Genomic DNA, 21,906 nt, shown 5'->3' with positions numbered 1-21,906 from the left:
CTCCTGCTCCAACAACCGGATCCGCTTCCGAGCCTCACGCAGCTCGACCGACTCCGTCGAGGTACGGCCCGGGCTGGCGCCGTCGTCGACCGCCGCCCGGCGCAGCCACTTCTGCAACGTCATCGGATGAACACCGAAGTCGGTGGCGACCTGCTCGATGGTGACCCCGTCCTCACGGGAACGGGCCACCCGGACCACATCGGCCCGGAACTCGGCGGGGTAAGGCTTGGGCACAGCTACATCCTCTCAGAGCGTGTTTGAGAAGATCATGTCGCAGGGGTGAGTACATACCTCTGCTGGCGTCGGGCGGGTTCGCCGCGGGCGATGCGTCGGGTGATGGTGTTGACCGCGGCCCAGCGGATCATGGCCTCTGCGGTGGTGGGGTGGCGTTCGTAGTCGCGGGCCAGGCGTCGGTGTGCGGTGAGCCAGGCCAGGGTCCGCTCGACCACCCACCGCCGCGGGAGGACGGCGAATCCGCGCTGCTCAGGCGGCTTGCGGACGACCTCGACCGTCGTCTGCAGGATCGTAGTCGCCCAGTCGCCCAGTCGAGCAGGCGTCCGGCGAACCCGGCGTCGGCGTAGACGAACCGCACCCGGGTGCGCAGGTAGAGGTCGAGCAGGATCGGTTTGGCGCCGTCGCGGTCCTGCACCGACGCCGAGCACACCATGGTGGTGAGCAGCAGGCCGAGGGTGTCGGTCACGATGAACCGCTTCCGACCGTTGACCTTCTTCCCGGCGTCATAGCCGCGGGTGTCCTGTCCGACGGTGTCGGCGCCTTTGACGGACTGGGAGTCGATGATCCCCGCGCTGGGCTCGGGGTCGCGGCCTTCCTCGGCACGCAGCTGGCCACGTACGACCGGGAGGATCTGCTCGGTGGCCTTCTGCTGTTCCCACCGGTTGAAGTACCAGTAGACCGTCTGCCACGGCGGGAAGTCCGCTGGCAGGGCCCTCCAGGAGCAGCCCGCGCGTACGACGTAGAGGATCGCGTCGACCACGTCGCGGCGCGGGTGCTTCTCCGGTCTGCCGCCGGCCCCCACGGCGGGAAGCAGCGGTTCGATCAGCGCCCACTGGGCGTCGCTGGTGTCCGAGGGATACCGCCGCTTACGCCGAGCCACTCCTCCACGATGGACCACGTCGAGGTCCGCACCACGCAGACACGCCGACCCTTCTCAAACACACTCTGAGGCCGGGATCACCTCGACCATGGCGTCGATCATCTCCTGCGGGTCGGCCTGTCCGGCCAGCGATTCCGAGAAGTCCGGCATCGGCACCACGGCGCTGCTCGCGTCGTACCACTGTTCGTAGCTCTCGGCGCCGGTGTCGTTGAAACCGGTGCCGAACACACCGGGGTTGATCGTCGCCACCTTCACCCCGTGTGGTTCGAGTTCGGCCTTCCTCGAGCCGGCCACGGCTTCGATCGCGTGCTTGGTCGCGCAGTACGCCCCGAGGAACGGGACGACGAGGATGCCTCCCATGGAGGAGGTCCAGGCCACCTTGCCGGACTTGCGGGCGACCATCTTCGGGACGATCGATTGAACGAGCTGTAGATGGCCGAACAGGTTGACATCGAACGACTCGCGGACGCGCTGCATCGGAATGTCGACGATCGAGCCGCCTTCCATCACACCGGCGTTGAGAACGAGCACGTCCGGGTCGAACGAACCGGCATGGTCGAGGTCGATCGGGTCGAGCAGGTTCAACTTGATCACCTGCAGGTCGACGTTCGCCCGATCGGCCTCCGCGCGCAGCTCGCGAACCTGCGGCCATGTCTCCGCCGTGGCGACGACCTGATGCCCCTGCCTCGCGAGAGCAAGTACTGTCCCTCGCCCGAAGCCCGAGCTCGCCCCGGTGACCAGGATCTTCTGTGACATGAGAACTCCGTAACTATCTGGATGTATACGTCCACGAGCGTGCCAGCGCTCGGGAGTCGTGTCAATAACTAGATAGTTATCTACGTCGTCAGTAGACTGCCGACGTGCCACCGGACGCGACCGAGACCAAGCGGCGGATCCTGGCCGCCGCACGGTCGGAGTTCGCGCAGTGCGGCTTGGCCGGAGCGCGGATCGACCGCATCGCCGACCGGGCCAGCGCCAACAAGAGATCGATCTACGTTCACTTCGGCCCCAAGGAAGAGCTCTTCGACCGGGTCGTCGCCCAGGGGCTCGTCGAACTGGCCGAGACCGTCAGCTTCACCCCGGACGATCTCCCCGGCTACGCCGGTCGTCTGTTCGACCACCTGCTGGTCGACCCGACGATCCTTCGCCTGTCGACATGGGCGAATCTGGAACGTCCCGACGCGACCGCCGGGGAGGCCGAGGCCTATCGCGCCAAGGTGAACGCCCTCACGCACCGGTACGGCGACAGAGCCGTGGACGTTCTCGCCCTGGTCCTCGGAATGGTCACGGCCTGGGCAACTGCGTCCCCCTCCCTGCGGACACTCGCCGGCGACGAGCCGTGGTCGTCCACGCGCCTGGCGGAGCACCGCCGAGTGATGACCGCGAGCGTCGAGACCCTGCAGGTGACGTGCGGTGACCATCCTGTCGAGCCCCCGCAGACAGACACCGGTCATGATCTGTGACCGGTCGATGTCATCGCGACCGAAGAGCACGGGGATGTCGCCGTGGCATCGGGAGCCGACCACGACCGTGACCGCGACCCGTCGGCGAGCCGCGACCGGGCCTCTGGTCGACGACCGACTCCTGATCTGCACGATTGGGTCGACCGGCATCCCCGTGGCATGGAAAGCGGGCGTCCGAAAAGGCCGGGTTCGAATCCCCCCGCTTCCGCCACGCCCGCCGCCGGTCACCCGCGCCGCCGGACCGCGTTCCCGTGCTTGCGGACGGCGAAGTCGTGCGCGTCGTGGAGCAGCTCCCGCACCTGCGGCCAGGTCGTGTCCGGCTCCACCACCGCCACCCAGTGGTACGCCGCGTAGACGGGGTGCGGGAACAGCATGTCGCGGGTTGCCGGGTCAATGCCCGGATCGGTCGGGAACAGCTCCCGGTAGCGCGCGGTGGGCAGCCCGATGTTGAGCCGGAACGCGCCGGGACGGTCGAGGTTGGACGCGGTGTCGTTCACGTCGGACCGCACGACGGTGGCCCAACCGTGCCGGGGGCGCTGCCCGTAGTCGTGGTCCGGGTCGTGGATCGCGAACGCGTCCCCGTTGCCCTCGATGATCCGCGTGCCGGGGAACCCGGCCAGAACGGCGATCACCTGCTCGGCATCCATGCCGCCAGGTGAGCACCTTTCCATGGTCGTTCGTCCGTCGGAAGTGTCGCGTATCACATCTTCTCGGCGACGACGGCGAGCCGGTCGAGCGACGCCCGCAGCATGTCGGCGGTGGTGGCGCGGGCCCGCTTCTGCCGGAACGCGTCGTCCGGGTCGAGGCCGGTCCAGTCGTAGGTGCAGGTCACCCGGGTCGTGGCGTCGTCGACGGGCTCCAGCTCCCAGCGCCACAGGTGCCCGGGCGGCGGCTCCGAGAGCAGCCACGCGACCAGTCGTCCCTCGGTGAACTCGACGACCCGGTTCTCGCGCACGGTGCCCTGCGTCAGCAGCATCGAGAACACGTCCCCGACGGCGTGCACCCGCTGACCTGGGGCGGCCTCGGCGAGGTTGTTGTTGCCGTCCCAGGAAGGCTGGCGGGCGGGGTCGGCGGCAACGGTCCGGCTGCTGCGCACCACGGTCGGCGGGGTGTCGGTCACGACCGCAGTGGACCACCGCCCGACCGGGAGCGGAAGATGTCGGACCCCGCTGTCACGATCACGGGCATGACCGACCGCGCCCACCCCCCGATGCAGGCCGACGCCCTCACCACACTCACCGCCTGGCTCGACTTCTACCGCGCCACCCTGGTCGGGAAGTGCGACGACCTGACCGACGAGCAGCTGCGGACGTCGTCGGTGCCGCCGTCGTCGCTGACCCTGCTGGGGCTGGTGCAGCACCTGGCGGCGGTCGAACGGAACTGGTTCCGGCAGGTCCTGGGCGGCGAGGACGTGCCGCCGCTGCACCCGCGCGAGCTCGGGACCGGCCACGACGGCGGGTTCGAGCTCGGGAGCGCGGGCATGACCGAGGCCCGCGCCGCCTGGGAGGAGGAGGTCGGCCGGGCTCGACAGGTCGTCGAGAAGGCCGGGCCGGACGGCACCGGGTCCCTCGGGGGGAACCTGGTGTCGGTGGTCTGGGTCCTCACCCACGTCATCGCCGAGTACGCGCGCCACGTCGGGCACGCGGACCTGGTCCGGGAGCGGATCGACGGGAGCACGGGGGTCTGAGACCGCCCGGCCGCGTTCCGCGGAACGCGGGTCAGCCGCCGCCGGGGTAGGTCGCGAAGGTCCAGAGGTTGCCTTCGGGGTCGGCGACGGTACAGGCGCGTGTCGGGCCGCCCGCGCCGAAGGAGGTGGGGTGCGGCGCCCGCACGACCGTCCCGCCCGTCTCCGCGACGCGCCGGTGGACGGCGTCGACGTCGGAGTCGGAGCGGCACGCCACGTACACGGCGCCGGTGTGCAGACCCGCGTGGACGCCGTCGTCGTGCTTCGTGCCGCCGAGCAGGACGGTCCCGCCGTCACGGGTGAGTTCGGCGTGCACGACGTCGCCGACCTCGTCGTGCACGACCACCGATGCGGTGAACCCGGCTGCCTCGACCAGGAAGTGGACCGCGGCGCCCGGGTTGTCGTAGTGCAGGACCGGCCAGACGGTGGAACTCACGAGGTCGACGTTAGCGGCGCTCAGCAGAACCCGCGGAACGTCCGGTCGGGCTGCAGCTCCGCGTGGTCGGCGTGGTCGGCGAACCCGGCGCGGGGCGACGGGAAGCCGGAGAGCACCGCGGCGGCGATCCGGAACGTCCGTCCCGGTTCACCCCGCAGGTCGGCGACGACGACCGGGAAGTCGTGGTCGGCCAGCGCCCGCTCGTCGACGAACAGCAGCGGGTGCCGCAGGGGCAGCCCGTCCTCCAGCGCGAGCGTCACCACCCGCTCCACCGACCAGTCGGTGAACATGTCCTCCATGACGACGTCGAACGACGTGCCGGTCGACAGCAGGATCCCCAGCAGCTCGTTCCACAGACCTTCGCCGGTGTCGGTGCACGTCCGGACCAGCGGCGTACGACGCGTCTCGGGGAACTCCACGGTGGTCATCCTCCGTGACAGGGTGTCCGGGTGAGCAGCGCACCCAGCGTGGACGGTCGCCGGTTCGCCGGTGTGAGCAACTCCGGTGACGGCGAGGTCGGGCGGACCACCGTCTTCGACTACCACGAGGCCGACGGCCTGGTCTGGGCCGAGTACGCCGGTGGCGCCGTCCGGCTGGGCCGGCTGGCCGGTACCCGCGACGGCGACGTCTTGCGCTTCCGCTACGTGCACGTCTCCACCGACGGGAGCTCCAGCTCGGGTCGCTGCGAGGCCCGCCTCGAGGTCCTCGACGACGGTCGGCTGCGTTCCCACGAGACCTGGGCCTGGGAGTCCCGGCCGGGCACCGGGGAGAGCGTCGTCGAGGAGATCACGGGTCGGCCGTGAGGGTGAGCGAGCTGCGGTAGGCACCGGACTGGCCGTCGTCCTGCGGGGTCACCCGCGTTCCGCGGAACGCGAAGCCGTCCTGCTCGCCCGCCTCCCACTCCAGCGTCACGACGTCGTCGGCGGCCGGGACCGCGTCGCCCGCGAAGGCCGATAAGTGCACCCAGCACCCGCCGGGGGAGTCGACGACGCCCCAGCCCTGCCCGGGGTGCCACTCGCGGACCGTCCCCACCGTGCCGACGGCGCTCTCCGCGGTCCGGTCGAGGATGGCGTCGACGGTCGCGGCCACGTCCAGCTCCGAGGTGTCCAGCCACAGCCCGATGCGGGGCGTCTCCGACCGCAGGACCGCGTCGAGCGCCGCCGCGGTGAACGCCTCCGAGGTCACCTTGTCCCGCTCGGCCTGCCGCCGGGCGGTCACCTCCGGTCGTGGCGCCAGCACCACGACGTGCAGCGGACGGGTCCGCAGCGCCGCCACCGTCGCCGGCAGGTGCGCCCCGAGCACGACGTCCTGCACGACGACGGAGAAGCCGGCGTCGGCGGCCTGCGCGGTGAGGGCGTGCCGCAGCCGCAGCTGACGGTGCGCCTCGGGGCCGGCGTCCGGGCCCATGTCGGCGCGTCCGGTGACGATCCACCGGCGGAACCGGTCGCCGTGCACGTGCACCGCGGGCGCGGGCAGACGTTCGGCGAGCGCCTCCGCCACGGTCGACTTCCCTGACGCCTGGATGCCGGTCAGCAGGTACATGTGGCCAGCCTGGCGCCCGGTGGGCCGTCGGTCACCCGGATTCCGTGGCCGGACGGCCGCGCGGCGGGCCTCGTCGGTCATCAGCAGCCGGGGGCGCACCGCGGCCATGTACTCGGCCATCTCCGCCACCGACGACGGCACGGTCGCCGGGTCGATACCGACCACCTCGGCGGCCCGGACGCTCTCGGCGACGTAGGCGTCCGCCGAGTCGTCGTCGAGCAGACCCGACCGGCGGGCGATGTCGGTGTAGGACTCGATCTCCACGGTGTGCACCCAGAGCAGGCCCTCCGGGGCGTCGATCCGGTAGCTCTCGCCGCTGTCGGGGTCGTGTCCGCGCAGCCCGGCGTGCAGTCGCCGGACGAGGGCGCCGGCCCGGTCGACGTCGGCCAGCGGCTCGAACGTGCGGGTCCCGACGAACTCGACGGTCCGCTAGAACCGCGCGTAGGACTTCTTCGGGTCGAACAGCGCCGAGTTCTGGTAGGTCCCGCGCATCACCCGCGGGTCCAGCGACTGCAGCAGCAGTGCGCGCATCCCGGCGACCCACATCACGGGTTCGAGGTGCACCCGCCAGGTCACCGAGCGGGGGCCGAACAGACCGTGATCGACCCTGTGGTCCAGGACACCCCGCGCGAGCCGGGAGCGCACGTCGATCACCGGAACCGGGGTCGGCCTCCGGGTCATCCCCGAGGAGGAAACGGATATCACGGGCATGCTGGAACCGTGCTCCGCCTCCTGCTGAACGTGGTCTGGCTGGTCCTCTCCGGCTTCTGGCTGTTCCTCGCCTACACGGCCGCCGGGATCATCGCCTGCCTGTTGATCGTGACGATCCCGTTCGGCATCGCCTCGTTCCGGATCGGGCTCTACGCGCTGTGGCCGTTCGGTCGTGAGGCCGTGCGCGACCCGCGGGCCGGTGCGGCGTCGGCGATCGGGAACGTCCTGTGGATCCTGCTGTTCGGCTGGTGGCTGGTGGTCGGCCACGTCGTGACCGCGATCGCGCTGGCCGTCACGATCATCGGGCTGCCGCTGGCCTGGGCGAACCTGAAGCTGATCCCGGTGTCGCTGCTGCCGCTCGGGTCGCGGATCGTCGACACCGACGTCTACGTGCCCGGCTCCCGGATCGCCGCGCAGGTCTAGCCGGCGTCGGTCAGGAACTCCACACCCGCCCGGGCCAGCAGGCCGGGGTCGTGCACCCCGCACAGCTCACGCGCCGAGTGCATCGACAGCACCGGGATGCCGACGTCGACCGTCCGGATGCCCAGCCGGGTCGCCATGATCGGCCCGACGGTCGACCCGCACGGCACCGTGTTCTTCGAGACGAACACCTGGCTCGGCACGTCCGCGGTGCGGCAGGCCCGCTTCCAGGCGGCCGCGCCCGGTGCGTCGGTGGCGTAGCGCTGCACCGCGTTGACCTTCAGCGACGGCCCCCGGTTCGGCACCGACAGGTGATCCGGGTCGTGCTTGTCCAGGTGGTTGGGGTGCGCGGCGTGCGTGACGTCCACCGACAGGCAGCGCGACCGCGAGAACACCGCGTGCCGCTCGTCGAACCCCCCGGCCAGCCGGGTCAGCACCGTCTCCAGCAGCGGTCCGGCGGCGCCGGTCGCACTGGCCGAGCCGATCTCCTCGTGGTCGAACCCGACGAACACCGGGACGGTGCGCGGGTCCCGCTCGATCGCGGTGAGCAGCGCGCTGATCCCGGCGTGCACCGAGGCCAGGTTGTCCAGCCGCGGGGCGGCGAGCAGCTCGTCGTCGCGGCCCAGGGTGGCGGGCGGGGTGAGGTCGTAGGTGAACAGGTCGTGCGCCGCGACGTCCTCCGGGTCCTCGCCGACCCGCACGGCGAGGAACTCGACCAGGTCGCCGCCGTCCGGGTCGCCGAGACCCCAGATCGGGAGCAGGTACCGCTGCGGGTCCAGGGTCAGGCCCTGGTTCACGCCGCGGTCGAGGTGGATCGCCAGCTGCGGGATGCGTAGCAGCGGCCGGTCCACCCGGACCGGGACGACGCGGCCGTCGTAGAGCGCGAGGCGCCCGGCGAGGCCGAGGTCGCGGTCGAGCCAGGAGTTCCACAGCGCGCCGCCGTAGACCTCCACCCCGACCTGGCGCCACCCGGCGACGCCGACGTCGGGGTTCGGCTTGACCTTGAATCCGGGCGAGTCGGTGTGCGCGGCGAAGATCCGCAGTGGTGCGCCCGGCCCGGACGCGGGCTGCCACCAGGCCAGGATCGTGCCGTCGCGCACGAGGTAGCGCCCGCCCGGCCCGTCGGCCCACGGCCCGTCCTCGCGCTGCTCGGTGAAGCCCGCGGCGGACAGCCGGCGGACGGCCTCGGCCACCGCGTGGTACGGCGACGGGCTCGCGGTGAGGAACGAGGCGAGGTCACGTGCAGCGTCGGTCACGTGAGGCATCCTGGCAGCAATGACCAACGGGTTCGACGTGGTGGTGGTGGGTGCGGGATCCGCGGGGTGCACCCTCGCGGGCCGGCTCGCCGAGCGCGGGGTGCGTACGGCCCTGGTCGAGGCGGGTGCCGTCGTCGTCCCGCCGGACTCGATCCCGATCGCGTCGCTCGCCGCGACCGCGCCCGGCCACGTCCTCAACTGGGCCTACCGGGCGACGCTGTGCCAGGGGCGGGAGTGCACCGTGCCGCGGGGACGCGTGCTGGGCGGCTCCGGTGCGATCAACGGCGGCTACTTCGTGCGCGCCGTCCCGGCGGACTTCGCGGACTGGGGCGTCCCCGGCTGGTCCTACGACGACGTCCTGCCGTACTATCGGCGGCTCGAGCGCGACCTCGACTTCTGCACCTCCGATCGGCACGGCGACGCGGGCCCGCTGCGCATCTCTCGCCCCTCGGGCCGGCTGCGCGCCGCGACGACCGACCCGTTCCTGGCCGCCTGCCTCGCGCTGGGCCATCCCGAGGAGCCGGACAAGAACGCCGGCGGCCCGCCCGGCGCGGGCCCGATCCCGACCAACGCCGTCGACGGGCGCCGGGTCAGCGCCGCCACCGCCTACCTGCCCCCGCCGTGGGGGAACGCGGAGGCGGCCGGGAGGGGCGCAGGCGTAGCGAGCGGCGGCACGGACACGCTGACCGTGTTCGGCGGAGCCCCGGCCGAGACCCTGGTGATCGAGGGTGGCCGGGCGACCGGGGTGCGCGTCGGCGGGCGCACCCTGCACGCCGCCGAGACCGTCGTGACCGCGGGCGCGGTCGGCACCCCGGCGCTGCTGCAGCGCTCCGGGATCGGCCCGGAGGACACACTGCGGGCCGCGGGCGTCGCCGTGGTGCACGAGCTGCCCGGGGTCGGACGCGGCTGGTCGGACCATCCCGCGGTGTTCCTGCCGCTGCGCAGCGGCCTGCCCGATCCGCCCGCCGACGCCGTCGCCGCGCAGGCCGCGCTCCACCTCGACTCCGGTACCGATCCGGCCGGTGACCTGGAGATCCTGCTGTTCGCGCACCCGTTCGCGCCCGGCGGGCCCGCGCACCTGATGTGCGCGGTGCAGCGCCCGGACAGCCGCGGGATGCTCGCGATCACCTCCCCGGACCACGACGACCCGCCCCGGCTGGACTTCCGCTACCTGCGCACCACCTCCGACCGGCACCGGATGCGGGCCGCGGTGCGGATCGCCGCGGACGTCCTGCGCGCCGCGGGCTGGGGACGAGCCGGCCCCGACGACGGCGGCCCCGCCGGCTGGGAGCTCGGCAACGACACCCGGCTCGACGGCTGGATCCGCGACCACCTGACGACCTCGGTGCACCTGTCCGGCAGCGCCCCGGCGGGTACCGGACCGGACGCCGTCGTCGACTCCGACCTGCGGGTGCACGGTCTGGGCGGGCTCCGGGTGGCGGACACCTCCGTCCTGCCCCGCGTGCCGCGGCGCGGGCCGGCCGCGACCGCGATCATGATCGGGGAGCGCGCCGCCGACCTGGTGTGCGGCACCGAGGGGGAACGTCGTGCATGACGAGGTCACCGTCCACATGACGGCATCGCCCGAGCGGATCTGGGAGCTGGTCTCCGACATCCGCCACACCGGCTGGTTCTCACCCGAGACCGTCGACGCGCAGTGGCTGGACGGCGCGACCGGCCCGGCCGTCGGCGTCCGGTTCCGCGGCAAGGTCGTCCGCAACGGCCGCGGACCGACCTACTGGTCGACGTGCGAGATCACCGCCTGCGAGCCGGGCCGCGAGTTCGGCTTCGTCGTGCTCCTGCCCGGTGACCGGCGGGTCATCCACTGGCACTACCGGTTCATCCCGGCCACCGCTCCGGACGGCGCCGAGGGAACCGAGGTCACCGAGTCCTTCCGGATGGAGCCCTCGGTCGCCACCCGGGTCTACTGGGCGCTGCTGGGGTGGGCTCGCGGGCGCACCAACCGTGCGGGGATGCGGACGACCCTGGAACGGATCCGCGCGGTGGTGGAGGATCCGCAGGCGTGATCCGTGCCGCCCGCGTCGCCGACGTCGCCGCCCTGCGTGAGATCGAGCGCGCGGCGGGGGAGCCGTTCCGGGCGATCGGGCTCGACGTCGTCGCCGACGACGATCCGCCACCGGCCGCGGTGCTGGCTGCCTATGTGGTGGCGGGGCGGGCCTGGGTGGCCGAGAGGAGCGCAGGCGGAACGAGCATCGGCACCGAGAGGAGCCCGCTGGTCGGCTACCTCATCGCCGATCTCTTCGACGGCTGCGCGCACGTCGAGCAGGTGTCGGTGCTGCCGTCGCAGCGCGGACGGCGGATCGGGGAGGGGCTGGTCGAGCACCTCGCCGGCTGGGCCCGGGACCGCGGGCTGCCCGCGCTGACCCTCACCACCTACCGGGACGTGCCGTGGAACGGCCCGTACTGGGCGCGGCTCGGCTTCCGTGAGCTGATCGCGCCCGGCCCAGGGCTGCGGGCGATCCGGGAGCACGAGGCCGCGCGCGGTCTCGACGTGTGGCCGCGGCTCGCGATGCGTCGCGAACTGGCCGGTTCCTGACGGTCCCCGGCCGTAGGGTCGGGCCCATGAGCAACCCGTTCCTCGCCCCGAGCGCGCTGCCGTGGGGTCTGCCCGACACCTCGCGGATCACCGACGAGCACTACCTGCCCGCGTTCGAGGCCGGGACGGCCGAGCAGCGTGCGGAGGTGGCGGCGATCGTCGCGGGGGAGGGCGAGCCCACCTTCGACGACACGATCGTCGCCCTGGAGCGCTCCGGCGCCACCCTGGACCGGGTGGCGCGGCTGTTCTACACGCGGGTCTCGGCGGACTCCTCGCCGGCGGTGCGCGAGATCGAGGCCCACGTCGCGCCGATGCTGGCCGCGCACGCCGACGCGATCGCGCTGGACCCGGGGCTGTTCGCCCGGATCGACGCGCTGCACGCCCGTCGTCACGCCCTCGGCCTCGACGCCGAGTCGTTGCGGCTGCTGGAGCGCCGCCACCGTGACATGGTGCGCGCCGGGGCCCGGCTCGGCCCCACGAGCAGGCTCGGCTGCGGGAGCTGAACGCGGAGCTGTCCGGGCTGACCACCCGGTTCGGTGCGGCGCTGCTGGCGGGGGCGAACGCCGCGGCCGTGCACGTCACCGACCGGTCCCGGCTCGACGGCCTGTCGGAGGACGCGATCGCCGCCGCCGCGTCCGCCGCCGCCGAACGCGGCCACGACGACGGCTGGCTGATCACCCTGGTCCTGCCGACCGCGCAGCCCGCGCTCGCGGTGCTGACCGACCGGTCGCTGCGCGAGGAGCTGTTCCGTGCCTCGACGACCCGCGGGCAGGCCGGGGAGCACGACACCCGCGACATCGTGCTGGCGATCGTGCGGCTGCGCGCCGAGCGGGCCGTGCTGCTCGGGTACCCCGACCACGCGTCGTACGTGATCGACGATGCCACCGCGGGGACCGCGGAGGCCGCGGTCGCGATGCTGGAGTCGCTGGTCCCCGCGGCGGTCGCCAACGCCGACCGGGAGGCCGCGGAGCTGGCCGGCGGTGTCGAGGGCGACCTGGAGCCGTGGGACTGGGCGTTCGAGGCGGAGCGGGTGCGCCGCGAGCGCTACGCCGTCGACGACGCGGCGCTGCGCCCTTACCTGGAGCTCGACCGGGTGCTCACCGACGGCGTGTTCCGCGCCGCGTCCGAGCTGTACGGGATCTCCTTCACCGAGCGCACCGACCTGCCCGCCTACCACCCGGACGTGCGGTGGTGGGAGGTCCGTGAGAGCAGCGCAGGCGGAACGAACGCCGACGCCGACCGTGACGCTGACGGCGAGCCGCTCGGGCTGTTCGGCGCCGACCTGTGGGCGCGGCCGTCGAAGCGGGGCGGTGCGTGGATGAACTCGCTGGTCGACCAGTCGTCGCTGCTCGGGACGCGGCCGGTGGTGCTGAACACGCTGAACCTGAACAAGCCCCCGGCCGGGGAGCCGGCCCTGCTCACCCTCGACGAGGTCCGCACCCTGTTCCACGAGTTCGGGCACGCTCTGCACGGGCTGTTCTCGGAGGTGGAGTACCCGACGTTCTCCGGGACGTCGGTGCCGCGCGACTTCGTCGAGTTCCCCAGCCAGGTGAACGAGATGTGGCTGGAGGACCCGCAGGTCCTCACCTCGTTCGCCCGTCACCACGTGACCGGCGAGCCGCTGCCCGACGACCTGCTGGCCGCGTCGCAGGCCGCGCGCGGGTACGGCGAGGGCTTCGCGACGACGGAGTACCTGGCCGCGTCGCTGCTGGACCAGGCGTGGCACCGGCTGTCCCCGGCCGAGGCCGCCGGGATCACCGACGTGCTCGCGTTCGAGCAGCAGGCGCTGGAGGCGGCCGGGGCCGCGCACCCGCTGGTCCCGCCGCGCTACCGCAGCACGTACTTCAACCACGTGTTCGGCGGCAGCGGGTACGCGGCGGCGTACTACTCCTACATCTGGGCCGAGGTGCTCGACGCCGACACCGTCGCCTGGTTCGGCGAGCACGGCGGCCTGCGCCGGGAGAACGGCGACCGGTTCCGTCGCGAGGTGTAGTCGCGCGGCGGCGCCGTCGACGCGATGGAGGCCTACCGCTCGTTCCGCGGTCGCGACCCGGAGATCGCCCCGCTGCTGGCCCGGCGCGGCCTGACCGGCTGACGCGGAACACACGACCGCCCGCCGCCCGGTGGGGAGCGCCGGGCGGCGGGCGGTCGTGGTGATCACCCGGTGGGGGCTACTGGTACTGGCGCATCCACGCGACCCGCATCTCCGACGGCTCGGGCGAACCACCGTCGGGGAAGTAGTCGAGCTGGATCGTGGCGTGCATCGGCCCCGGGGGGAACGTGTTCGGGTCCTCGGACCGGAACCACTCGACGCCGTCGATGTAGCCCACGATCGCGTCCGGGGTCCACTCCACGGCGTAGTTGTGCCACTGGGTGATGTCGATCTGCTTCTTGGCGTCCTTCTGCGAGTTCGAGCTGCCGTAGTGCAGGAAGAAGGACACGTCGTCGCTGGCGCTGGTGGTCTCGGCGAAGTCGATCTCGCCGCCCTCCGGCCAGGAGACCTCGCTCGGCCACAGCAGGAGCACGGGGTGGTACTGCTTGTCGCCCTTCGGGAACTGGGCGCGCATCTCCCACTTGCCGTACTTCTGCGGGGTGCCCCAGGCCATGCCGCCGGTGTTGCCCTGCGAATCGCCGCGGATGACCAGGTTGCCGTTCTCCACCGAGATCGCGTCGGAGGTGCGCCGCCCCTGGCCGTCGTGCCCCTCGCCGTTGTAGGGGGACCAGTTGCTGCCGAGGGTGGACCCGAGGAACTCGTCGCCGCCGATCGCCTGCCAGCCCATCTTGAGGGCGGCCTGGATGCCGTCGCCGGCGACCTGGACGGCGCCGCCGATCGGTCCGGCGGCGGGGGACCCGCCGGACTCGCCGGAGCCCCCGGCGCCGCCGGAGTTCGCGGCGGCGCGGGCCCGCTCGGCGGCCTCGCGGCGGCGTTGCTCGGCACGACGCTCGGCGGCCTCCTGCGCGGCGACGGCCTGACCGATCTGGCCGGACGCGCCCTGGGCGGCGTCGCCGAGCGCGGAACCGCCCCCGTTGGCCAGCACCGGCCCGGCCGACAGCGTGGTGTCCGACGCCGACCGGCGCGACGGGTCGTTCACCAGCGCCGCGGACAGCGACGGGTCCTCGGTGCCGGGCTGCAGCAGCGTCAGCACCATCGTCGCGGCGAGCACCGCGGCGGCGCCGACGCCCAGCGGGGCGAACCGGCGGACGCGGGAGCGGGCGGGGCGCGAGCGGTCGATCGCGACGACCGAACCCGTCCCCGACACCGGGCCGTCGGGCTCGTGCAGGCCGGCGATGGCCCCGCCGGTGATCTCCGCGCGCGGCGCGGGCACCTCGGTCCCCGGGGCCGGGGTCGTCCCGGCCGAGGACGCCCCGCCGAACAGCTCCGCCCCGGACAGCCCCGCTGCCGACGACGACGCGGACCGCCGCGCGCGGCGGCCCGGCGTCCGCCCGGTGGGCGCGGCGTGCGCGCCCGTCCCGGTGGGCGCGGCGTGCGCGCCCGTCCCGGTGGTCGCCGTGTCCCCGGCGGTCGTGGCGGTCTCCGCGACGGTGTGCGCCCCCGAGGTGGTGACGGCGCGCGTCCCGGTCCCGGTGACGGTGTGGGACCCGGTGCCGGTCGTGCGGCCGCCCGGCGCCCACGCGCCGGGTTCGGCGGTGTCGGCCCAGGAGATCCGCTCGGCGTCGGCCGTCGCGGCGCCGGTGGAGGTCGTGGTGCGGCCGTGCGTGGCACCGGTGGGGGAGTCCGCCGTGACGGCACCGGTGTCGTCGTGCTCGGAGTCGAGGACGCGGTGCCGCCCGGAGGCGCTCACCCGGCCCTCGAGCAGGGTTGCCGTGGGTACGGCGGATCGGGCCGTGTCCTCCGCCGGGGCGGAGGACACGGCATGCCTGCCCCGGGGAGACGGCACAGAGGGGGAGCTGTGCTCGGTGGCGAGTCGCGCGATCAGGTCGCGGGGGTCGACCTGATCAGCCGCAGCGGAACTCTTCCGTCGCATGAGGAGGGACTCTAGGTACAGTGACCGAGTGTGAACACCCTCGCTGAGAAGGGTGGTTGCGTCTCCGCGCCGACAGGTCGACGGAGAGCGCCGAAGAGCAGGATCCCGCCATTTCGGTACTAACGCTGGGCCGGACAGAGCAGTGGGACTCTCATAGTCACCCACATGGGGGAGACGGTCCCGGCACATCGCACCGTTAGCCGATTGTGACGGGCTGCCGGTCGAGGAACAGTGGCGGTGCCTCCCCGGTGCTCCCCGCACGATCTTCCGAGCTCCCCGCTCCCCGACCTCCGCAGGACCTGTGAACGATCACGCTCCCCCCGTCTCGCCGTCCCTCCCGATCCCCGCCCCGCGTTCCGAGATGCGCGCGCTCTGCGTGCTGCTGGCGCTGCCGCCGTCGGCGGGCACGGCCTCGCTCGGCCGCGGGCTGCGTCAGGACCTCGCCGCGGAGGGCGTTGACCTCGTCGTCGTCGCCGACGGCATCGAGCTGCTGGACACCCTGCGCTCCCGCGGCGCGGACCTGCTCGTGCTCGACATGGAGCTGCCCGGCCCCGAACCCTCGGTGCTGCTCGGCGCCGTCCAGTCCGAGTCGCCACCGACCCCGGTGATCACCGTCGTGCCGCGCGAACGGCGGGCCGGGGTGATCGGCATGCTGCGCGGCGACCGCGACGACTTCCTGATCCGGCCGTTCGTCCCGGACGAGCTCGCGTCCCGGATCCGGCTCCGGCTGCGTGCCGCCGCGGGCCTGCCGGCGCCGACGGTGCTCGGCCACGGCGGCCTGTCCGTCGACGTCGACGCCGGACAGGTCTTCGTCGACGGCCGCCGGGTCGCGCTGTCGCCGACCGAGTACGCGCTGCTGCTCGCGCTGGCCGAACGGGCGGGCGAGCCGGTCGCGCTCGAGGACCTGGGCCGGCGGGCCTGGACCGAACCGGTGTCGGCCAACCTGGTGCAGGTCTACGTGTCCTACCTGCGGCGCAAGATCGGTCCCGAACGGATCAGGACCATCCGGGGGCTGGGCTATCAGCTGGACGGCTGAGCACCGGCTCTCAGGACCCGAAGGACGACGCGACGTCGAGGAGCATGTCGTTCTCCTCCGGCGTGGACACGGTGACCCGCACCCCGTCGTCGGCGAACGGGCGCACGATCACCTTCCGCTCGCCGCAGTGCGTCGCGAACGCCGCGGTCCGGTCCCCGAGCGGCAGCCACACGAAGTTGGCCTGGCTCTCCGGGACGGTGAACCCGGACCCACGCAGCCCGGCGGCCACCCGGTCCCGCTCCGCGACGACGGCGGCGCAGTCGGCGAGCATCTCCTCCCGTTGCTCCAGCGCGGCGACGGCACCCGCCTGGGCGATCGAGCTGACCCCGAACGGCGGCGCCACCTTGCGCAGCGCGGTCGCGATCTCGGTGGAGGTCAGGGCGTAGCCGACCCGCAGTCCCGCCAGCCGGTAGGCCTTGGAGAAGGTGCGCAGCACGACCAGGTTCGGGTGCTCGTCGAGCAGCGGCCGGCCGCTGACGGCATCGGGATCGGTCACGAACTCGGCGTAGGCCTCGTCGAGCGCCACCAGCACGTCCGGCGGCACGGCGCCCAGGAAGCGGACGAACTCGTCGCGGTGCACGGCCGGGCCGGTCGGGTTGTTCGGGCTGCACACGAACACCACCCGGGTCCGCTCGGTGACGGCGGCGGCCATCGCGTCGAGGTCGTGCCGGTAGGCGGCGTCCAGCGGGACGGTGCGGATCTCCGCCCCGCCGATCTGGGTCACGATCGGGTACGCCTCGAACGAACGCCAGGCGAACAGCACCTCGTCACCGGGGCCCAGGCAGCCGATCTGCACGAGCTGCTGGCACAGCGTCACCGAGCCGCAGCCGACCGCGACCCGCTCCGGGGCGAGGTCGTACAGGTCGGCGATGCGGCCGGTCAGCTCGACGACGCCGAGGTCCGGATACCGGTTGCCACCTGCGGCGGCACGGGCCACGGCCGCCAGCACCGCCGGAGCGGGCGGCGCGGCCACCTCGTTGCTGGCGAGCTTGACCGCCCCGGGGACGGTGCGGCCCGGCACGTAGGCGGGCAGGGTGTCCAGATCGGGGCGGATGAGCGTCATGACGGCAACGGTATCCGTCGGGGGTCGAAACGCGGGTCGGTGCTCTGGTTGAGTGACGACATGACGACCACCGCTGTCCGGACCGAGGGCGTGCCGCTGACCGACGGGGGCGAGCTGCGCCTGACCGTGGCCGAACCCGACGGCGCCGCCCGCGGCGGGATCGTGGTGCTGCAGGAGGCGCGCGGGGTCACCGACTCGATCCGGCTGCTGGTCACCGGGCTCGCCGCGGACGGCTGGCTAGCCGTCGCGCCGCACCTCTACCGCGACGCCGACGCCGGCGGCGACCTCGCCGACGGCTCGGAGGCCGCGGTGGCAGAGCACGTCGGCAGCCTGGACCCGCGCCAGGTCATGGACGACTGCGACACCGCCTTCGGCTGGCTCGGCGACCAGGGCTTCGAGGCCGACCGGATGGGTGTGCTCGGCTTCGACCTCGGCGGCACGGTCGCGTTACACGTGGCGGCGAACCGCACCCTCGGCGCGGCGATCACCGTCGCCGGCAGCGGGATCGAGTCCTCGCCGTGGTCCAGCCTGCCCGCATTGGTGGAGACCGCGCCGGAGCTGACCTGCCCCTGGCTGGGCATCTACTCCGAGGCGTCGGACACTGACGCCGTCGCCCGGCTGCGCGACGCCGCCGCGTCCTCGGGGAAGGCGACCGACGTCGTCTTCTACCCGAGCACCGGCTACCGCTTCGACGACGACCCGGAGTCGGCCGCCGAGGCGTGGCAGCGGGTCCTCAACTGGTTCGACGCGCACCTGCGTTGACGAACGCCCCGGCCCGCGCGGCCACCCCGGCGACGACGGCGGCCCGCCGCGCGTCGTCGGCGTCCGGGAGTGCGCCGCGGGTCAGGAGCAGGTGGTAGAGCGGGGCGGAGACCGCCCGCACCACGGCGGCCGGATCGGTACCGTCGGGCACCTCGCCGCGGGCCGCCGCGTCGGTGACGCACGGCTCCCAGGCGGCGGTGCGGGCGTCGTAGAAGCCGCGCAGCGCCCGCGCCGTCCCCGCGTCGCCGACGGCGGCGCAGATCAGCGCGGTCAGCAGCCTGCCCTGCCGTGGGTCGGCCAGCGTGGCGCGGACGAGCTCGGCGTTGGCGAGCAGGTCGCCGTCGAGCGAGCCGGTGTCCGCGCGCGGTGCGGAGGTCTCGACCATGTCCGACACCATGTCCTCGAGCACCGCCGCGACGCTGCCCCAGCGCCGGTAGACCGTCGTCTTGCCGACCCCCGCCCGCCGCGCGAGCTCGGCCAGGTCCAGCCCGGTCGGCCCGAGCTCGATCAGGGCGTCGCCCGCCGCCGCCAGCACGGCCGATCGGACCCGCGCGGTCCGGCCCCCCGGTCTGCTCATCTCCGGTGCCACGGCGCCCACCCTAGCCCTTGACGGAGCCAGGGTCCCGTTTGGCGTGCTACGTTCAAACGGAACCACAGTTCCTTTAGAGAGGAGACGGTCATGGAGTACCGACGGTTGGGACGCAGTGGGCTGCAGGTCCCGGTGCTGAGCCTCGGCGCGGGCACCTTCGGCGGTAGCGGCGAGCTGTTCGGGGCGTGGGGATCGGTCGACGTCGCCGGCGCGCGCCGGATGGTCGACCGCTGCCTCGACGCCGGGGTGACCCTGTTCGACACCGCGGACGTCTACTCCGCGGGAGCCTCGGAGGAGGTGCTCGGCGCGGCCGTCGCGCACCGCCGTGACGAGGTGCTGATCTCGACCAAGGCGGGGCTGCCCACCGGCCCCGGCCCGAACGACGCCGGCACCTCCCGGCCGCGCCTGGTCCGGGCCGTCGAGGACGCCCTGCGCCGGCTGCGGACCGACCACATCGACCTGTTCCAGCTGCACGCCTACGACGCGGGCACCCCGCCCGAGGAGGTCCTCTCCACCCTCGACGAGCTGGTCCGCGCGGGGAAGGTGCGCTACACCGGCGTCTCCAACTTCCCCGGGCGACGGCTCGTGCGGGCCCTGGACCTCGCCGACCGGCACGGGTGGGCACGGCCCGTCGCCCACCAGGTCTACTACTCGCTGGTCGGGCGCGACTACGAGTGGGATCTGATGCCGCTGGGCCACGAGGAGGGGGTCGGCGCACTGGTCTGGAGCCCGCTGGGCTGGGGGCGGCTGACCGGCCGGATCCGCCGGGGCGCCCCGCTGCCCGCGGGCAGCCGCCTGCACTCCACCGCCGAGGCGGGCCCGCCGGTGCCCGACGACCTGCTCCACGACGTCGTCGACGTGCTCGACGCGATCGCCGCCGAGACCGGCGCGACGGTGCCCCAGATCGCGCTGAACTGGCTCACCACCCGGCCGACGGTCAGCTCGGTGATCATCGGTGCCCGGGACCCGGAACAGCTGGAACAGAACCTCGGCGCCGTCGGGTGGCGCCTCGACGACGACCAGCTGGCCCGTCTGGACGCGGTGTCCCGCCGGCCCGCGCCGTACCCGCACTTCCCCTACGAGCGGCAGGAGGGCTTCGCCCGGCTCGCGCCGCCGATCGTCGGTGCGGCCTGACCGTCCCGGTGGGGCCGGACCACTGGTGCGTGGCAGGTGCCGTCGGGGATGCTCGGCTCATGTCGCCCGTGCCGTCACCGCAGACCGTCACCGACCCGGAGGTCCCCGAGCTCCTGTGGAGCCCGGACCCGACGCGGACCGGCGACACCGAGATCGTCCGCTTCGCCACCTGGGCACGTGACGAGCGGAGCGCCCCGCTGACCGACGTCACCGACTACGCGCAGCTGCACAGCTGGTCGGTGACCGACCTGGAGGGCTTCTGGTCGGCCGTCGCCGAGTACTGCGGCGTGCTGTTCCACGACCGCCCGACGGCGACGCTCGGCTCGCGGGACATGCCCGGCGCGCAGTGGTTCCCCGACGCGACGCTGAACTACGCCGAGCACGCCCTGACCCCCGGCCCGGGCCGCGCCGACGACGACGTCGCCGTCGAGTTCGTCCGCGAGGACGGCCTGGAGCGCACCGTCACCCACGCCGAGCTGCGCGACCAGGTCGCCCGCGCCCGCGCCGGGCTCGTCCGGGCCGGGGTGGGCCGGGGCGACCGGGTCGTCGCGCTCGCCCCGAACAGCGTCGAGACTCTCGTCGCCTTCCTGGCCGCGGCGAGCCTCGGGGCGATCTGGTCGTCGTGCTCGCCGGACTTCGGCGCCCGCGCGGTGCACGACCGCTTCGCCCAGATCGAGCCCGCCGTGCTCGTCGCCGTCGACGGCTACCGCTACAACGGCAAGGGCTTCGACGTCCGGGACAAGGTCGCCGACCTGCAGGCCAGGCTGCCCACGCTGCGCGCGACCGTCCTCGTGCCCTACCTCGACCCCGACGCCGCCCTCGACGGCACGACGACCTGGGCCGAGTTCACCGCCGAGACCGGCCCGCTGGAGTTCACCCCCGTCGCGTTCGACCACCCGCTCTGGGTGCTCTACTCCTCCGGCACCACGGGCCTGCCGAAGGGCATCGTGCACGGCCACGGCGGGATCGTCGTCGAGCACCTCAAGGCGATGCGCCTGCAGCACGGGCTCGAGCCGGGGGAGCGGTTCTTCTGGTTCACGACCACCGGCTGGATGATGTGGAACTTCCTGGTCGGCGGCCTGCTCGTGGGCGCGACGATCGTGATGTTCGACGGCAGCCCCGGCCACCCCGACCTCGGCGCGCTGTGGGCGCTCGCCGCGAAGCACCGGGTGGCGCTGTTCGGCGTCTCCGCCCCGTACGTGCAGTCCTGCATGAAGGCCGGCCTGCGTCCCGGCGAGGACCACGACCTCTCCGCGATGCGCGCGCTCGGCTCCACCGGCGCCCCGCTGTCGGTCGACGGCTTCCGCTGGATCGGCGAGGCCGCCGGGTCGCACATCCAGATCTGCTCGGTCTCCGGCGGCACCGACGTGTGCGCCGCGTTCCTCACCAGCGCCCCGACCGTGCCGGTGCGGCTGGGAGAGCTGTCCTGCGCGGCGCTCGGCGCCGACGTCCGGTCCTGGGCCGAGGACGGCACCGACCTGCTCGACGACGTCGGCGAGCTGGTCATCACCACGCCGACCCCATCGATGCCGGTCATGTTCTGGAACGACCCGGACGGCACCCGGCTGCGCGAGTCCTACTTCGAGGACTTCCCCGGCAACTGGCGTCACGGCGACTGGGTCCGCCGCACCCCGCGCGGCTCCTACGTCATCTACGGCCGCTCGGACTCCACCCTCAACCGCGGCGGGGTCCGGATGGGCACCGCGGACTTCTACGCCGTCGTCGAGAACGTGGAGGGCGTCGCCGACTCGCTGGTGATCGACACCACCGCGCTCGGCGCCCGCGAGGAGGGCACCCTGCTCTGCTTCCTGGTGCTCGACGACGGCACCACCCTCGACGACGTCGAGCCCACCCTGCGCACCCTGCTGCGGAAGGAGCTCTCGCCGCGGCACGTGCCGGACCGGTTCGTCGTCGTCGACGCCGTACCGCGCACGCTGAACGGCAAGAAGTGCGAGGTGCCGGTGAAGAAGATCCTCTCCGGGACCGCACCGGAGAAGGCGGTGTCGGCCGGCGCGCTGCAGAATCCGGACGCGCTGACCCCGTTCGTGGCCCTCGCGGGAGCCTGACCTGCGCCGGACCGGGGTCCCTCGGTCAGGGGGACCCCGGTTCGGGAAGACCGGAACGCGCGTGTAGTGTTGTCTTCGCTGGTGGCC

General features: G+C 73.3%; 21 protein-coding genes and 4 pseudogenes. 12 read left to right on the top strand and 13 right to left on the bottom strand.

Annotated features, from left to right (window positions below):
* Nucleotides 1-57 precede the first annotated feature (57 nt).
* From XF36_RS35850 to XF36_RS24345, 3 genes and pseudogenes are all read right to left on the bottom strand, one after another.
* Nucleotides 58-189 (bottom strand): annotated as a pseudogene (locus XF36_RS35850) (helix-turn-helix domain-containing protein); the annotation flags it as partial.
* A gap of 209 nt (nt 190-398) precedes the next feature.
* Nucleotides 399-1,153 (bottom strand): annotated as a pseudogene (locus XF36_RS24350) (IS5 family transposase); the annotation flags it as partial.
* 15 nt (nt 1,154-1,168) lie between these two features.
* Complete coding sequence (locus XF36_RS24345; RefSeq protein ID WP_082375630.1) at nt 1,169-1,870, bottom strand: SDR family oxidoreductase; 702 nt, start codon at nt 1,868-1,870, stop codon at nt 1,169-1,171.
* 104 nt (nt 1,871-1,974) lie between these two features.
* Here XF36_RS24345 and XF36_RS24340 point away from each other — a divergent pair, with 104 nt between their 5' ends.
* On the top strand, nt 1,975-2,577 hold the full coding sequence (locus XF36_RS24340; RefSeq protein ID WP_064485498.1) for a TetR family transcriptional regulator: 603 nt from the start codon (nt 1,975-1,977) through the stop codon (nt 2,575-2,577).
* A gap of 224 nt (nt 2,578-2,801) precedes the next feature.
* On the opposite strand, the gene XF36_RS24335 is transcribed toward XF36_RS24340, so the two are convergent.
* Both XF36_RS24335 and XF36_RS24330 read right to left on the bottom strand, forming a co-directional pair.
* Nucleotides 2,802-3,224 (bottom strand): DUF6194 family protein, encoded by a 423-nt coding sequence (locus XF36_RS24335; protein WP_060713760.1) that lies wholly within the window; start codon nt 3,222-3,224, stop codon nt 2,802-2,804.
* Nucleotides 3,225-3,277: 53 nt separating this feature from the next.
* A complete protein-coding gene (locus tag XF36_RS24330; RefSeq protein WP_060713759.1) occupies nt 3,278-3,697 on the bottom strand; it encodes an SRPBCC family protein in 420 nt (139 codons plus the stop codon).
* Nucleotides 3,698-3,763: 66 nt separating this feature from the next.
* On the opposite strand from XF36_RS24330, the gene XF36_RS24325 reads away from it, so the two are divergent.
* Nucleotides 3,764-4,264, top strand: coding sequence for a DinB family protein (locus tag XF36_RS24325; protein WP_193393986.1), 501 nt, complete (start codon nt 3,764-3,766; stop codon nt 4,262-4,264).
* A 31-nt stretch (nt 4,265-4,295) separates the two neighbouring features.
* On the opposite strand, the gene XF36_RS24320 is transcribed toward XF36_RS24325, so the two are convergent.
* Both XF36_RS24320 and XF36_RS24315 read right to left on the bottom strand, forming a co-directional pair.
* Nucleotides 4,296-4,697 (bottom strand): VOC family protein, encoded by a 402-nt coding sequence (locus tag XF36_RS24320; RefSeq protein ID WP_060713758.1) that lies wholly within the window; start codon nt 4,695-4,697, stop codon nt 4,296-4,298.
* 20 nt (nt 4,698-4,717) lie between these two features.
* A complete protein-coding gene (locus XF36_RS24315; protein ID WP_060713757.1) occupies nt 4,718-5,125 on the bottom strand; it encodes a DUF6924 domain-containing protein in 408 nt (135 codons plus the stop codon).
* 21 nt (nt 5,126-5,146) lie between these two features.
* Between XF36_RS24315 and XF36_RS24310 the strand changes: the two genes are divergently transcribed.
* Nucleotides 5,147-5,500, top strand: coding sequence for a hypothetical protein (locus tag XF36_RS24310; protein WP_060713756.1), 354 nt, complete (start codon nt 5,147-5,149; stop codon nt 5,498-5,500).
* Here the strand turns inward: XF36_RS24310 and XF36_RS35340 are convergent.
* Both XF36_RS35340 and XF36_RS35335 read right to left on the bottom strand, forming a co-directional pair.
* Nucleotides 5,484-6,239 (bottom strand): AAA family ATPase, encoded by a 756-nt coding sequence (locus XF36_RS35340; protein ID WP_349675576.1) that lies wholly within the window; start codon nt 6,237-6,239, stop codon nt 5,484-5,486. The genes XF36_RS24310 and XF36_RS35340 overlap by 17 nt on opposite strands.
* A 78-nt stretch (nt 6,240-6,317) precedes the next feature.
* Nucleotides 6,318-6,770, bottom strand: a pseudogene (locus XF36_RS35335) (oxygenase MpaB family protein); the annotation flags it as partial.
* Between the two features lie 189 nt (nt 6,771-6,959).
* Here XF36_RS35335 and XF36_RS24295 point away from each other — a divergent pair.
* Nucleotides 6,960-7,373 carry a YccF domain-containing protein gene (locus XF36_RS24295; protein ID WP_060713754.1) on the top strand — a complete coding sequence of 138 codons (414 nt, stop codon included), beginning with the start codon at nt 6,960-6,962 and terminating at the stop codon, nt 7,371-7,373.
* Here the strand turns inward: XF36_RS24295 and XF36_RS24290 are convergent.
* Nucleotides 7,370-8,635: a M18 family aminopeptidase gene (locus XF36_RS24290; RefSeq protein WP_060713753.1), complete on the bottom strand. Its 1,266-nt coding sequence runs from the start codon at nt 8,633-8,635 to the stop codon at nt 7,370-7,372. The genes XF36_RS24295 and XF36_RS24290 overlap by 4 nt on opposite strands.
* A gap of 10 nt (nt 8,636-8,645) precedes the next feature.
* On the opposite strand from XF36_RS24290, the gene XF36_RS24285 reads away from it, so the two are divergent.
* The 4 genes and pseudogenes from XF36_RS24285 (at nt 8,646) to XF36_RS24270 (ending at nt 13,278) form a co-directional block, all read left to right on the top strand.
* Nucleotides 8,646-10,181 carry a GMC family oxidoreductase gene (locus XF36_RS24285; protein WP_064485496.1) on the top strand — a complete coding sequence of 512 codons (1,536 nt, stop codon included), beginning with the start codon at nt 8,646-8,648 and terminating at the stop codon, nt 10,179-10,181.
* Between the two features lie 16 nt (nt 10,182-10,197).
* Complete coding sequence (locus XF36_RS24280; protein WP_082375914.1) at nt 10,198-10,653, top strand: SRPBCC family protein; 456 nt, start codon at nt 10,198-10,200, stop codon at nt 10,651-10,653.
* Nucleotides 10,650-11,183, top strand: coding sequence for a GNAT family N-acetyltransferase (locus XF36_RS24275; RefSeq protein WP_060713751.1), 534 nt, complete (start codon nt 10,650-10,652; stop codon nt 11,181-11,183). Before XF36_RS24280 ends, XF36_RS24275 begins: the two co-directional genes overlap by 4 nt.
* 26 nt (nt 11,184-11,209) lie before the next feature.
* Nucleotides 11,210-13,278: pseudogene (locus XF36_RS24270) on the top strand (M3 family metallopeptidase).
* 76 nt (nt 13,279-13,354) lie between these two features.
* On the opposite strand, the gene XF36_RS30895 reads toward XF36_RS24270, so the two are convergent.
* Complete coding sequence (locus XF36_RS30895; protein WP_145981492.1) at nt 13,355-14,986, bottom strand: glycoside hydrolase family 16 protein; 1,632 nt, start codon at nt 14,984-14,986, stop codon at nt 13,355-13,357.
* 544 nt (nt 14,987-15,530) lie between these two features.
* Here XF36_RS30895 and XF36_RS24260 point away from each other — a divergent pair.
* The gene (locus tag XF36_RS24260) at nt 15,531-16,205 is read left to right on the top strand and encodes a response regulator transcription factor (RefSeq protein WP_064485682.1); all 675 of its coding nucleotides are present in this window, start codon (nt 15,531-15,533) and stop codon (nt 16,203-16,205) included.
* A gap of 10 nt (nt 16,206-16,215) precedes the next feature.
* On the opposite strand, the gene hisC is transcribed toward XF36_RS24260, so the two are convergent.
* Entirely contained in the window at nt 16,216-17,268 is a 1,053-nt protein-coding gene (gene hisC, locus XF36_RS24255; RefSeq protein WP_060713748.1) for a histidinol-phosphate transaminase, read from the bottom strand.
* Between the two features lie 60 nt (nt 17,269-17,328).
* Between hisC and XF36_RS24250 the strand changes: the two genes are divergently transcribed.
* Nucleotides 17,329-18,030, top strand: a complete 702-nt coding sequence (locus tag XF36_RS24250; RefSeq protein WP_060713747.1) for a dienelactone hydrolase family protein — start codon at nt 17,329-17,331, stop codon at nt 18,028-18,030.
* Here the strand turns inward: XF36_RS24250 and XF36_RS24245 are convergent.
* The gene (locus XF36_RS24245) at nt 18,002-18,619 is read right to left on the bottom strand and encodes a TetR/AcrR family transcriptional regulator (RefSeq protein ID WP_202968440.1); all 618 of its coding nucleotides are present in this window, start codon (nt 18,617-18,619) and stop codon (nt 18,002-18,004) included. The genes XF36_RS24250 and XF36_RS24245 overlap by 29 nt on opposite strands.
* A gap of 90 nt (nt 18,620-18,709) precedes the next feature.
* Here XF36_RS24245 and XF36_RS24240 point away from each other — a divergent pair, with 90 nt between their 5' ends.
* Both XF36_RS24240 and XF36_RS24235 read left to right on the top strand, forming a co-directional pair.
* Nucleotides 18,710-19,753 carry an aldo/keto reductase gene (locus XF36_RS24240; RefSeq protein WP_060713746.1) on the top strand — a complete coding sequence of 348 codons (1,044 nt, stop codon included), beginning with the start codon at nt 18,710-18,712 and terminating at the stop codon, nt 19,751-19,753.
* 59 nt (nt 19,754-19,812) lie between these two features.
* Nucleotides 19,813-21,819, top strand: a complete 2,007-nt coding sequence (locus XF36_RS24235) for an acetoacetate--CoA ligase (RefSeq protein ID WP_060713745.1) — start codon at nt 19,813-19,815, stop codon at nt 21,817-21,819.
* The last annotated feature ends 87 nt before the right edge of the window (nt 21,820-21,906 follow it).

Source organism: Pseudonocardia sp. HH130629-09, from assembly GCF_001294645.1.
Lineage (GTDB): Bacteria > Actinomycetota > Actinomycetes > Mycobacteriales > Pseudonocardiaceae > Pseudonocardia.
This window is presented reverse-complemented; position numbering and strand designations above follow the sequence as displayed.

Bases quoted from the DNA above. Each gene is read 5' to 3' on its own strand.
- XF36_RS24345 (WP_082375630.1), bottom strand. From the start codon at position 1,870: ATGTCACAGAAGATCCTGGTCACCGGGGCGAGCTCGGGCTTCGGGCGA.
- XF36_RS24335 (WP_060713760.1), bottom strand. From the start codon at position 3,224: ATGGATGCCGAGCAGGTGATCGCCGTTCTGGCCGGGTTCCCCGGCACG.
- XF36_RS24325 (WP_193393986.1), top strand. From the start codon at position 3,764: ATGACCGACCGCGCCCACCCCCCGATGCAGGCCGACGCCCTCACCACA.
- XF36_RS24315 (WP_060713757.1), bottom strand. From the start codon at position 5,125: ATGACCACCGTGGAGTTCCCCGAGACGCGTCGTACGCCGCTGGTCCGG.
- XF36_RS35340 (WP_349675576.1), bottom strand. From the start codon at position 6,239: ATGTACCTGCTGACCGGCATCCAGGCGTCAGGGAAGTCGACCGTGGCG.
- XF36_RS24290 (WP_060713753.1), bottom strand. From the start codon at position 8,635: ATGCCTCACGTGACCGACGCTGCACGTGACCTCGCCTCGTTCCTCACC.
- XF36_RS24285 (WP_064485496.1), top strand. From the start codon at position 8,646: ATGACCAACGGGTTCGACGTGGTGGTGGTGGGTGCGGGATCCGCGGGG.
- XF36_RS24280 (WP_082375914.1), top strand. From the start codon at position 10,198: ATGACGGCATCGCCCGAGCGGATCTGGGAGCTGGTCTCCGACATCCGC.
- XF36_RS24260 (WP_064485682.1), top strand. From the start codon at position 15,531: ATGCGCGCGCTCTGCGTGCTGCTGGCGCTGCCGCCGTCGGCGGGCACG.
- hisC (WP_060713748.1), bottom strand. From the start codon at position 17,268: ATGACGCTCATCCGCCCCGATCTGGACACCCTGCCCGCCTACGTGCCG.
- XF36_RS24250 (WP_060713747.1), top strand. From the start codon at position 17,329: ATGACGACCACCGCTGTCCGGACCGAGGGCGTGCCGCTGACCGACGGG.
- XF36_RS24240 (WP_060713746.1), top strand. From the start codon at position 18,710: ATGGAGTACCGACGGTTGGGACGCAGTGGGCTGCAGGTCCCGGTGCTG.
- XF36_RS24235 (WP_060713745.1), top strand. From the start codon at position 19,813: ATGTCGCCCGTGCCGTCACCGCAGACCGTCACCGACCCGGAGGTCCCC.